Genomic DNA, 11444 nt, shown 5'->3' with positions numbered 1-11444 from the left:
CCCCCCCCCCCCCCGGGGGGGGGGGGGGTTGGCATATGGGAGCGATCATGTTTGATATCGGCGTTAATCTGACCAGTTCGCAGTTTTCCCGCGATCATGATGAGGTAGTGGCGCGCGCCCTGGCGGCGGGGGTTAACGGCATGCTGCTGACCGGCACAAATTTGGCGGAGAGCCAGCAGGCGCAGAAACTGGCGAGCCGCTATTCCGGCTGCTGGTCCACGGCGGGGGTTCATCCCCATGACGGTAGCAGCTGGACGCCAGCGGTCGCCGAGGCGATTTATACCCTCGCCGGCGAGCCGCAGGTGGTGGCGATAGGCGAGTGCGGTCTGGATTTTAACCGGAATTTTTCCACGCCGCACGAGCAGGAGGTAGCGTTCAGCGCCCAGTTGGCGCTGGCCGCTGAGCTGTCGATGCCGGTGTTTTTGCACTGCCGCGACGCCCACGATCGGTTTCTGACACTGCTTAAACCCTGGCTTGAGAAGATCCCGGGCGCGGTGCTGCACTGCTTTACCGGCAGCCGCAGCGAGGTGCAGGAATGCCTGGATCTGGGCCTGTTTATCGGTATTACCGGTTGGGTATGCGATGAGCGGCGGGGACTGGAGCTGCGCGAGCTGCTGCCGGCGATCCCGGCGGAACGTCTGCTGCTGGAGACCGATGCGCCTTATCTGCTGCCGCGCGACCTCAAGCCGAAACCGGCCTCGCGGCGTAACGAGCCCGCGTATTTGCCGCATATCCTGGCCAGCGTCGCGGCCTGGCGCGGCGAGGAGGCGCAATGGCTGGAGGCGCAAACGGACGCAAACGTCAGGGCGCTGTTTGGCGTCGACATTAACGGCGTTTAGATTTTCTGGAAGTCGGTATTTTTAACGCTCTGCAGGACTTGCTTATTCAGCAGGTTTAACAGCAACATAGAGCGCGCTTCGCCGTCGGGCTCGGTGAAGATCGCCTCCAGGCCTTCAAACGCGCCGTCGGTGATTAGCACGCTATCGCCCTCATGCGGCGTTTCCGGGTCGGTAATCCCTTCCGGTTTGTAGATAGAAAGCTGATGGATGACCGCCGAGGGGACGATAGCGGGTAGGGCGCCAAAGCGCACGAAGTTGTTAACCCCGCGAGTGGCGCTGATGGTGGTGGTATGAATCACCTCTGGATCGAACTCAATAAACAGGTAGTTCGGGAACAACGGTTCGCTGACCATGGTGCGTTTACCGCGAATGATTTTTTCCAGCGCAATCGTCGGCATCAGGCAGTTAACTGACTGACGTTCCAGATGTTCCTGGGCTCGTTGTAGCTGCCCACGTTTGCAATACAGTAAGTACCAGGCTTGCATAATGACTCATTCCACTTCTAATAACGGCAAGCATAACAAATGGCTGGTGTAATCGCGAAAGCCATTATAATTGAAATCCAAATTTCAGCGTTCTTTCACGCTAATTTAACAAAATTACAGCATCGCGCCGTCGAACACCGTATAATTAGCCGCCTGTAGAGAGGTCAATAACACTTCCATGAAATATCACGATCTTCGCGACTTTCTGACACTCCTGGAACAACAGGGCGAACTAAAACGTATCACTCTGCCGGTCGATCCTCACCTGGAAATCACCGAAATTGCCGACCGGACTCTGCGCGCCGGCGGCCCGGCGCTGCTGTTTGAGAATCCGAAAGGCTATACCATGCCGGTGCTGTGCAATCTGTTCGGCACGCCGCGTCGCGTGGCGTTGGGGATGGGGCAGGAGGATGTCAGTTCGCTGCGCGAGGTGGGTAAACTGTTGGCCTTTCTGAAAGAACCTGAGCCGCCAAAAGGCTTCCGCGACCTGTTTGATAAGCTGCCGCAGTTCAAGCAAGTGCTGAATATGCCGACCAAACGCCTGCGCGGCGCCCCCTGTCAGCAAAAAATCATCCAGGGCGATGATGTCGATCTGAATAAAATCCCGATTATGACCTGCTGGCCGGAAGATGCCGCGCCGCTGATCACCTGGGGGTTGACGGTAACCCGCGGGCCGCACAAAGAGCGGCAGAACCTGGGAATTTATCGCCAGCAGCTGATCGGCAAAAACAAACTGATTATGCGCTGGCTGTCTCATCGCGGCGGCGCGCTGGATTTCCAGGAGTGGTGCGCGGCGCGTCCGGGCGAACGCTTCCCGGTTTCCGTGGCGCTTGGCGCCGATCCGGCAACCATTCTTGGCGCGGTGACGCCGGTGCCCGATACCCTGTCGGAATATGCCTTTGCAGGCCTGCTGCGCGGCACCAAGACCGAAGTGGTTAAGTGCGTCTCCAATGACCTTGAAGTGCCGGCCAGCGCGGAAATTGTGCTAGAAGGCTACATTGAGGCCGGTGAAATGGCGCCGGAAGGCCCGTATGGCGACCACACCGGTTACTACAATGAAGTAGACCAGTTCCCGGTGTTTACGGTAACCCATATTACCCAGCGTGAAGACGCGATTTATCATTCTACCTATACCGGCCGACCGCCCGATGAGCCAGCGGTGCTGGGCGTGGCGCTGAATGAAGTCTTCGTCCCGATCCTGCAAAAGCAGTTCCCGGAAATCGTTGATTTCTATCTGCCGCCGGAAGGGTGCTCCTATCGCCTGGCGGTGGTGACCATGAAAAAACAGTACGCGGGACATGCCAAGCGCGTAATGATGGGCGTCTGGTCGTTCCTGCGCCAGTTTATGTACACCAAGTTCGTGATTGTCTGCGATGACGACGTCAATGCACGCGACTGGAACGATGTGATTTGGGCGATCACTACCCGTATGGACCCGGCTCGTGATACGGTACTGGTAGAGAATACGCCAATTGATTATCTGGATTTTGCCTCGCCGGTTTCCGGCCTGGGTTCAAAAATGGGGCTGGATGCCACCAATAAATGGCCTGGCGAAACCCAGCGTGAATGGGGTCGCCCAATCAAAAAAGATCCTGCCGTTACGGCGCGTATTGACGCCATCTGGGATGAACTGGCCATCTTTAAACAACAGTAAGCGGGGCTAACGCCGCTGTTTTGCTCTATTGACCCGACAGAGGGGACGCATGACAACCTTAAGCTGTAAAGTGACCTCGGTGGAGGCGATTACCGATACCGTATATCGTGTTCGATTAGTGCCGGAAGCGGCATTTTCCTTCCGTGCCGGCCAGTATCTGATGGTGGTAATGGATGAGCGCGACAAGCGCCCGTTCTCCATGGCTTCCACGCCGGCGGAACAGGAATTTATCGAGCTGCATATCGGCGCCTCGGAGCTCAATCTGTACGCGATGGCGGTCATGGATCGCATTCTGAAAGAGCGTGAAATTGAGGTTGATATTCCGCATGGCGAAGCGTGGCTGCGCGATGACGAAGATCGCCCACTGATTCTGATCGCCGGCGGTACCGGATTCTCTTATGTGCGTTCTATTTTGTTAAGCGCGCTGGCGCGTAACCCGGATCGCGATATCGCCATTTATTGGGGCGGCCGCGAGGCTAAGCATCTGTACGATCTGGCCGAGCTGGAAGCGTTAAGCATCAAGCATCCGAATCTGCGCATCGAGCCGGTGGTTGAACAGCCGGAAGAAGGGTGGCGTGGTCGCTCCGGTACGGTACTCACCGCCGTGCTGCAGGATTACGGTACGCTGGCCGAGCATGACATCTACATTGCCGGTCGTTTTGAGATGGCCAAGATCGCTCGCGACCTGTTCTGTAATGAGCGCGGCGCGCGTGAAGATCGCCTGTTTGGCGATGCGTTTGCGTTTATCTGAAAATAAAAAACCCGCCCCTGACAGGCGGGAAGAACGGCAACTAAACCTGCTCTCTTCGCCATAGCCGCCAGGTTCTGGTGGCAATGGCGTTGAGATACCCTTTCGCTTAAACCCGCTCAAACACGGTAGCGATCCCTTGTCCCAGGCCGATACACATGGTGGCGAGGCCGAACTGAGCGTCTTTGCGCTCCATCTGGTTGATCAGCGTGGTGCTAATACGCGCCCCGGAACAGCCCAGCGGATGACCGAGCGCGATCGCCCCGCCGTTGAGGTTGATCTTCTCATCGATCTGCTCCATTAAGCCCAGATCTTTAATACACGGTAGGATCTGCGCGGCAAATGCTTCATTCATTTCAAAAACGTCGATATCGCTGGTGGATAAGCCCGCTTTTTTCAGCGCCAGCTTTGAGGCCGGAACCGGGCCATAACCCATAATGGACGGGTCGCAGCCGACCACCGCCATTGAACGGACGCGAGCGCGCGGCTTCAGCCCCAGCTCGCGAGCGCGGCTTTCGCTCATCAGCAGCATCGCCGCTGCGCCATCGGAAAGGGCGGAAGAGGTACCCGCCGTTACCGTACCGGTCACCGGGTCAAACGCCGGTTTAAGCGTGGACAGCGTCTCGACGGTGGTTTCCGGGCGGATCACCTCGTCATAGTTAAAGGACTTGAGTACGCCATCGGCATCGTGGCCGCCGGTGGGGATAATCTCCGCTTTGAATGCGCCGGACTGGGTTGCGGCCCAGGCACGAGCGTGAGAGCGCGCGGCGAACTGATCCTGCATCTCGCGGCTAATACCGTGCAGACGCGCCAGCATCTCCGCAGTCAGCCCCATCATCCCTGCCGCCTTTGCCACGTTGCGGCTGAGGCCCGGATGGAAATCGACGCCGTGGCTCATTGGCACATGGCCCATGTGCTCGACGCCGCCAATCAGGCAGACGCTGGCATCGCCGGTCATGATCATACGGGCCGCATCGTGCAGCGCCTGCATGGAAGAACCGCACAGACGGTTGACCGTATTTGCTGGTACCGAATGCGGGATCTCCGCCAGCAGCGCCGCGTTTCGGGCGATGTTAAAACCCTGCTCGAGGGTTTGCTGCACGCAACCCCAGTAGATATCGTCTATCGCGCTTGCCTCAAGCGACGGATTGCGCGACAGCAGGCTACGCATCAGGTGCGCGGAGAGGTCTTCCGCGCGCACGTGGCGAAATGCGCCGCCCTTCGAACGGCCCATCGGGGTGCGAATTGCATCGACAATGACAACCTGTTCCATTGTGACTCCTTAAGCCGTTTTCAGAGCGCCAACCGGACGGGCTGGCTCTACCTGGGGATAATACGCTTCGTTATGGCGCGCTTTGTCACGCAGACCGGCTGGCACTTCATACAGCGGGCCAAGGTGCTGGTATTGCTGCGCCATATCGAGATACTTCGCGCTGCCGATGGTGTCCAGCCAGCGGAATGCGCCGCCGTGGAACGGAGGGAAGCCCAGGCCGTATACCAGCGCCATATCCGCTTCCGCCGGGCTGGCGATAATGCCTTCTTCCAGGCAGCGGACGACTTCGTTAACCATGGGGATCATCATGCGGGCGATAATCTCTTCATCGCTGAAATCGCGCTTCGACTGGCTGACGTCGGCCAGCAGGCTGTCGACGGCAGCATCTTCTTCTTTCTTCGGCTTACCTTTGCTGTCGTCTTTATAGCGCCAGAAGCCGAGGCCGTTCTTCTGGCCGAAACGGTTGGCGTCAAACAGGGCGTCGATGGCGTCGCGATAATCTTTCTGCATCCGCTGCGGGAAGCCCGCCGCCATGACCGCCTGAGCATGGTGCGCGGTATCGATGCCGACCACGTCCAGCAGATAAGCCGGGCCCATCGGCCAGCCAAACTGTTTCTCCATCACTTTGTCGACTTTGCGGAAGTCCGCTCCGTCGCGCAGCAGCTGGCTGAAGCCGGCGAAGTAGGGGAACAGTACCCGGTTGACGAAGAAGCCGGGACAATCATTCACCACAATCGGCGTTTTGCCCATTTTGCTGGCCCAGGCCACCACTTTGGCAATGGTATTATCCGAGGTTTTTTCGCCGCGGATCACTTCAACCAGCGGCATGCGATGCACCGGGTTAAAGAAGTGCATACCGCAGAAGTTTTCCGGGCGCTGCAGAACGCTGGCCAGCTCGCTGATGGGGATCGTTGAGGTGTTGGACGCCAGCACGGTATCCGGGCGCACTTTTGACTCGGTTTCCGCTAGTACGGCTTTCTTCACTTTCGGGTTTTCCACCACCGCTTCAACAACCACGTCGACGCGATCAAAACCGCTGTATTCCAGGGTTGGCTGAATGGTGCTTATCACTCCGGCCAGCTTCAGACCGTCGATTTTGCCGCGTTCCAGCTGTTTATTCAGCAGTTTCGCCGCTTCGGTCATACCCAGGGTCAGCGATTTGTCGCTGATGTCTTTCATCACCACCGGCACGCCCTTCAAGGCCGACTGGTAAGCGATACCGCCGCCCATAATGCCAGCGCCCAGGACGGCAGCATGCTTCGGCGTCTCGACATCTTTGGTCAGCTTTTTCGCTTTCGCTTTGACGTACTGGTCGTTCAGGAAGATACCAACCAGCGCGCGGGCCTCATTGGTATGGGCCAGCGGGACAAAGCTTTTATTTTCCAGCACCAGGGCTTCTTCACGACCAAGACGCGCGGCGGCTTCAATGGTTTTGACCGCGGTGATCGGCGCCGGGTAATGCTTCCCGGCGGTTTGCGCGACCATGCCTTTGGCAATCGTGAAGCTCATGGCGGCTTCAATTTTGCTGAGCTTCAGCGGCTCCAGCTTCGGCTGACGTTTCGCTTTCCAGTCCAGGTCGCCATTCATGGCCTGACGTAGGATCGCCAGCGCGCCGTCGCGTAGTTTTTCCGCAGCGACCACGCCATCCACCAGGCCGATTTTCAGTGCTTGATCGGCGCCGACGTCTTTCCCGGCGGCAATAATTTCCAGCGCGCTATCGGCGCCGAGCAGGCGCGGCAGACGCACGGAACCGCCGAAGCCCGGCATAATGCCGAGCTTGGTTTCTGGCAGCCCAATGCGCAGATCCGGCGTGGCGAGGCGATAGTCGGTCGCCAGCACGCATTCGCAACCGCCGCCCAGCGCATAGCCATTGACGGCAGAGATAGTGGGGACGGGGAGATCTTCCAGACGATTGAAGACGCTGTTAGCAAAATGCAGCCACTGGCTTAACTGCTCCTCAGGGACCAGGAACAGCGAGAGGAATTCGGTGATATCCGCGCCGACGATAAATGCCGCTTTTTCAGAGCGCAGCAGCAGACCTTTGAGATCGCTTTGTTTTTCCAGTACGTCCAGCGCATGACCAAGGCTGGCTACGGTTGCGGTATCAAGCTTGTTGACCGAACCTGGGGCATCGAACACCAGTTCGGCGATGCCTTCTTCCAGCCAGTCGAGGTACAGGGTGTCGCCTTTGTAGAGCATGTCAGTCTCCTGAATCCAGCAATATGATCTGGTCATACCAGATGAAACGGAGTGTGGAATTTATGTTAAAGAATTGCAAATTACTCTTTAAATAATTGCTGGTCGGATCACATCCGGCGGAAATCACCCGCACGCAGGTCGATGTGCTAAGATGCGGTGTATCACGATCCCATAAAAGCAAAGGATAAAAGATGGAATCCCTGGCCGCGCTCTATAAAAATCATATTGTTACCCTACAAGAACGTACCCGCGACGTCCTGGCCCGTTTTCAAATGGATGCTCTGCTGATTCACTCCGGCGAGCTGGTTAACGTCTTCCTTGATGACCATCCGTACCCGTTCAAGGTCAATCCGCAGTTCAAAGCCTGGGTGCCTGTGACTCAGGTGCCTAACTGCTGGCTGCTGGTGGACGGTGTGAATAAACCGAAGCTGTGGTTCTATCTGCCGGTAGATTACTGGCATAACGTTGAGCCGTTGCCGACCTCTTTCTGGACCGAAGAGATAGACGTGATCGCGCTACCGAAGGCCGATGGCATCGGCAGCCAGCTGCCTGCCGCTCGCGGTAATATTGGCTATATCGGCCCGGTGCCTGAGCGCGCGCTGGGCCTGGGTATCGCCGCGGATAAGATCAACCCGAAAGGGGTTATCGACTACCTGCATTACTACCGGGCTTACAAAACCGATTACGAGCTGGCCTGCATGCGTGAAGCGCAGAAGTCGGCGGTGAATGGTCATCGTGCGGCCTACGAAGCTTTCCAGTCGGGGATGAGCGAATTCGATATCAACCAGGCCTATCTCACCGCCACCGGCCATCGTGATACCGACGTGCCTTACAGCAATATTGTCGCGCTGAATGAGCATGCCTCCGTCCTGCACTACACCAAACTGGACCATCGTGCCCCGGCGGAGATGCGCAGTTTCCTGCTCGACGCCGGTGCGGAATATAACGGCTATGCCGCAGATCTGACGCGCACCTGGGCGGCGCACGGCGATAACGACTTTGCCCATCTGATCAAAGACGTTAACGATGAGCAGCTGGCGCTGATTAGTACCATGAAGGCCGGTACCAGTTACATTGATTACCATATCCAGTTCCATCAGCGTATCGCGAAGCTGTTGCGTAAACACCAGTTGGTTACCGACATGAGCGAAGAGGCGATGGTGGAGAATGACCTGACCGGGCCGTTTATGCCGCACGGGATTGGCCATCCGCTGGGTCTGCAGGTGCATGATGTCGCTGGCTTTATGCAGGATGACACCGGTACGCATCTGGCGGCGCCGTCGAAATACCCGTATCTGCGCTGCACCCGTATTATCGAGCCGCGGATGGTGTTAACTATTGAACCCGGCATCTACTTCATCGAGTCGTTACTGGCGCCGTGGCGTGAAGGCCCGTTCAGCAAGCACTTTAACTGGCAAAAAATTGACGCCATGAAGCCGTTCGGTGGGATCCGTATCGAAGATAACGTGGTGATTCACGAAAACAGTATCGAAAATATGACGCGCGATCTGAAGCTGGCCTGATGGAGAGCTGGTTAATCCCGGCGGCGCCGGTTACCGTCGTTGAGGAGATTAAAAAAAGCCGTTTTATCACGCTGTTGGCGCATACCGACGGCGTGGCGGCGGCAAAAGCTTTTGTCGAGTCCGTCAGAGCGGATCACCCTGATGCCCGCCACCACTGCGTGGCGTGGGTCGCGGGGCCGCCTGATGATTCGCAACAGCTGGGGTTTTCAGACGATGGCGAACCGGCGGGAACGGCGGGTAAACCGATGCTGGCGCAGCTGATGGGAAGCGGCGTCGGCGAGATAACCGCTGTCGTCGTGCGTTACTACGGTGGTATCCTGCTGGGCACCGGCGGTCTGGTTAAGGCCTATGGCGGCGGGGTGCATCAGGCGCTGGCGCAGCTTACGACGCTGCGCAAGACGCCGTTAACGGCATATACTTTGCAGTGTGAGTATGGGCAACTGGCCGGCGTCGAAGCGCTGCTCGCCCAATTCTCCGGAAACGTCGTTGAAAGCGAATATCTGGCGTCAGTTCGGCTGCGCGTGGCGCTTCCCCAGGCCGAAGTGGCGGCTTTTTCAGCAAGACTGGCTGATTTTTGTCGTGGTTCATTGCAATTACTGAAGATTAACGAATAATCCCCTCTGTTTTTTGCCTATCAAAGGAAGCGCCAGAGATGCATTTTCGCGCCATAACCCGAATCGTTGGACTGCTGGTCATCTTGTTTTCGGGGACGATGATCGTCCCGGGATTAGTGGCCCTGATATATCGCGATGGCGCGGGACGGGCCTTCACTCAAACCTTCTTTGTCGCTCTGGCGATCGGCTCCATGCTGTGGTGGCCGAACCGTAAGCAAAAAGGCGAACTGAAATCTCGTGAAGGGTTTCTGATCGTGGTGCTGTTCTGGACCGTGCTGGGGAGCGTGGGGGCCTTGCCCTTTATCTTCTCCGAACAGCCGAACCTGACGGTGACGGATGCCTTCTTCGAGTCATTTTCCGGCCTGACGACGACCGGGGCGACCACTCTGGTGGGGCTGGACTCGCTTCCGCACGCTATCCTCTTTTATCGCCAGATGCTGCAGTGGTTCGGCGGCATGGGGATCATTGTGCTGGCGGTAGCGATTCTGCCTATCCTCGGCGTCGGGGGGATGCAGCTCTACCGCGCGGAAATGCCCGGCCCGCTGAAGGATAACAAGATGCGTCCGCGTATTGCCGAGACGGCGAAGACATTGTGGCTCATCTATGTGTTACTCACGATCGCCTGCGCATTGGCGCTCTGGTTTGCCGGTATGCCGGCGTTCGATGCGATCGGGCACAGTTTCGCCACCATCGCCATCGGCGGTTTCTCGACTCACGATGCCAGCGTCGGCTATTTCAACAGCCCGATGATCAACTCCATCATTGCCATCTTCCTGCTGATCTCCGGCTGTAATTACGGTCTGCATTTTTCGTTGTTGAGCGGACGCAGCCTGAAGGTGTACTGGCGCGACCCCGAATTTAGGATGTTCATTGGCGTCCAGTTGACGCTGGTCATCGTCTGTACGCTGGTGCTATGGCTTCATAACGTGTACGGCTCGGTGTTGACGACGCTGAACCAGGCGTTTTTCCAGGTGGTGTCGATGGCGACCACCGCGGGGTTCACCACCGATAGTATTGCACGCTGGCCGCTGTTCCTTCCGGTGCTGTTGCTGTGCTCCGCATTTATCGGCGGCTGCGCTGGCTCCACGGGCGGTGGATTAAAAGTGATCCGTATCCTGTTGCTGTTCAAGCAGGGCAACCGTGAGCTGAAGCGGCTGGTGCACCCGAATGCGGTGTATAGCATTAAATTAGGTAACCGCGCGCTGCCGGAACGTATTCTGGAAGCGGTATGGGGATTCTTCTCCGCCTATGCGCTGGTCTTTATCATTAGTATGCTGGCGATTATCGCCACCGGGGTGGATGACTTCTCTGCTTTCGCCTCCGTGGTGGCGACATTGAACAACCTCGGGCCTGGGCTCGGCGTCGTCGCGGATAACTTTGCCACCATGAACCCGGTCGCGAAATGGATCCTGATTGCTAATATGCTGTTTGGTCGTCTGGAAGTGTTCACCTTACTGGTGCTCTTTACCCCCACTTTCTGGCGCGAATAACAGGAGTGCTCGTGAAAACTTTAATTCTCTTCTCCACCCGCGACGGGCAGACCCGTGAAATCGCTTCGTTTCTCGCCTCTGAGCTTAAAGAGCTGGGCATCGATGCGGACACCCTGAACCTGAACCGTACCGATGTCGTCGAATGGCATCACTACGATCGGGTGGTCATTGGCGCGTCGATTCGCTACGGGCACTTTCATCCGGCGGTGGACCGCTTTGTGAAAAAGCATCTGGCAGCATTGCAGGCGCTGCCGGGGGCATTCTTTTCGGTTAACCTGGTGGCGCGTAAACCCGAGAAGCGCACGCCGCAGACCAACAGCTATACGCGTAAGTTTCTGCTGAACTCGCCGTGGCAGCCGCAGAGCTGCGCGGTATTTGCCGGCGCGCTGCGCTACCCGCGCTACAGCTGGTACGATCGGTTTATGATCCGCCTGATTATGAAAATGACCGGGGGTGAAACGGATACCCGCAAGGAAGTGGTCTATACCGACTGGCAACAGGTATCCCGGTTTGCTCGGGAAATCGCACAAATGGCGCGCAAATAGCGCGTAAAACTCGCGTTGTGATGGAAAATCGAGCGAACGAAAAGTTTTTTTGCATTTCCCCTTGTCACCTCAGA

10 protein-coding genes are annotated in these 11444 nt (G+C 57.4%); 7 read left to right on the top strand and 3 right to left on the bottom strand.

Going from position 1 to position 11444, the window contains the following annotated elements:
• The first annotated feature begins 35 nt into the window (after positions 1-35).
• Complete coding sequence (gene tatD / locus HMPREF9538_RS24945; protein ID WP_004146458.1) at positions 36-839, top strand: 3'-5' ssDNA/RNA exonuclease TatD; 804 nt, start codon at positions 36-38, stop codon at positions 837-839.
• Here the strand turns inward: tatD and rfaH are convergent.
• Entirely contained in the window at positions 836-1324 is a 489-nt protein-coding gene (gene rfaH, locus HMPREF9538_RS24950) for a transcription/translation regulatory transformer protein RfaH (protein WP_002883430.1), read from the bottom strand. The genes tatD and rfaH overlap by 4 nt on opposite strands.
• Before the next feature lie 178 nt (positions 1325-1502).
• On the opposite strand from rfaH, the gene ubiD reads away from it, so the two are divergent.
• Positions 1503-2978: a 4-hydroxy-3-polyprenylbenzoate decarboxylase gene (gene ubiD / locus HMPREF9538_RS24960; RefSeq protein ID WP_009309755.1), complete on the top strand. Its 1476-nt coding sequence runs from the start codon at positions 1503-1505 to the stop codon at positions 2976-2978.
• Positions 2979-3027: 49 nt separating this feature from the next.
• Positions 3028-3729, top strand: a complete 702-nt coding sequence (fre, locus tag HMPREF9538_RS24965; protein ID WP_002883448.1) for an NAD(P)H-flavin reductase — start codon at positions 3028-3030, stop codon at positions 3727-3729.
• A gap of 106 nt (positions 3730-3835) precedes the next feature.
• Here fre and fadA read toward each other — a convergent pair whose 3' ends face one another.
• Together fadA and fadB are read right to left on the bottom strand one after the other, a co-directional pair.
• Positions 3836-4999: an acetyl-CoA C-acyltransferase FadA gene (gene fadA, locus HMPREF9538_RS24970; protein WP_004150456.1), complete on the bottom strand. Its 1164-nt coding sequence runs from the start codon at positions 4997-4999 to the stop codon at positions 3836-3838.
• A gap of 9 nt (positions 5000-5008) precedes the next feature.
• Positions 5009-7198 carry a fatty acid oxidation complex subunit alpha FadB gene (fadB, locus tag HMPREF9538_RS24975; RefSeq protein ID WP_020316726.1) on the bottom strand — a complete coding sequence of 730 codons (2190 nt, stop codon included), beginning with the start codon at positions 7196-7198 and terminating at the stop codon, positions 5009-5011.
• A gap of 191 nt (positions 7199-7389) precedes the next feature.
• Between fadB and pepQ the strand changes: the two genes are divergently transcribed.
• From pepQ to hemG, 4 genes are read left to right on the top strand one after another with little or no spacing between them, the layout of a single operon-like run.
• On the top strand, positions 7390-8721 hold the full coding sequence (pepQ, locus tag HMPREF9538_RS24980; RefSeq protein ID WP_004181656.1) for a Xaa-Pro dipeptidase: 1332 nt from the start codon (positions 7390-7392) through the stop codon (positions 8719-8721).
• Positions 8721-9335 (top strand): IMPACT family protein, encoded by a 615-nt coding sequence (locus tag HMPREF9538_RS24985; protein ID WP_009483976.1) that lies wholly within the window; start codon positions 8721-8723, stop codon positions 9333-9335. The genes pepQ and HMPREF9538_RS24985 overlap by 1 nt, the downstream gene beginning before the upstream one ends.
• Positions 9336-9373: 38 nt before the next feature.
• The gene (trkH, locus tag HMPREF9538_RS24990; RefSeq protein ID WP_002883450.1) at positions 9374-10825 is read left to right on the top strand and encodes a Trk system potassium transporter TrkH; all 1452 of its coding nucleotides are present in this window, start codon (positions 9374-9376) and stop codon (positions 10823-10825) included.
• A gap of 11 nt (positions 10826-10836) precedes the next feature.
• A complete protein-coding gene (hemG, locus tag HMPREF9538_RS24995; RefSeq protein ID WP_002883453.1) occupies positions 10837-11370 on the top strand; it encodes a menaquinone-dependent protoporphyrinogen IX dehydrogenase in 534 nt (177 codons plus the stop codon).
• The last annotated feature ends 74 nt before the right edge of the window (positions 11371-11444 follow it).

The sequence above is a fragment of the Klebsiella sp. MS 92-3 genome (assembly GCF_000195655.1).
Taxonomy (GTDB): Bacteria; Pseudomonadota; Gammaproteobacteria; order Enterobacterales; family Enterobacteriaceae; genus Klebsiella; species Klebsiella pneumoniae.
This window is presented reverse-complemented; position numbering and strand designations above follow the sequence as displayed.

Excerpts from the sequence above, each read along its gene's own strand:
- trkH (WP_002883450.1), top strand. The coding sequence starts at position 9,374 with ATGCATTTTCGCGCCATAACCCGAATCGTTGGACTGCTGGTCATCTTG.
- pepQ (WP_004181656.1), top strand. The coding sequence starts at position 7,390 with ATGGAATCCCTGGCCGCGCTCTATAAAAATCATATTGTTACCCTACAA.
- fadA (WP_004150456.1), bottom strand. The coding sequence starts at position 4,999 with ATGGAACAGGTTGTCATTGTCGATGCAATTCGCACCCCGATGGGCCGT.
- fadB (WP_020316726.1), bottom strand. The coding sequence starts at position 7,198 with ATGCTCTACAAAGGCGACACCCTGTACCTCGACTGGCTGGAAGAAGGC.
- rfaH (WP_002883430.1), bottom strand. The coding sequence starts at position 1,324 with ATGCAAGCCTGGTACTTACTGTATTGCAAACGTGGGCAGCTACAACGA.
- HMPREF9538_RS24985 (WP_009483976.1), top strand. The coding sequence starts at position 8,721 with ATGGAGAGCTGGTTAATCCCGGCGGCGCCGGTTACCGTCGTTGAGGAG.
- ubiD (WP_009309755.1), top strand. The coding sequence starts at position 1,503 with ATGAAATATCACGATCTTCGCGACTTTCTGACACTCCTGGAACAACAG.
- fre (WP_002883448.1), top strand. The coding sequence starts at position 3,028 with ATGACAACCTTAAGCTGTAAAGTGACCTCGGTGGAGGCGATTACCGAT.
- tatD (WP_004146458.1), top strand. The coding sequence starts at position 36 with ATGGGAGCGATCATGTTTGATATCGGCGTTAATCTGACCAGTTCGCAG.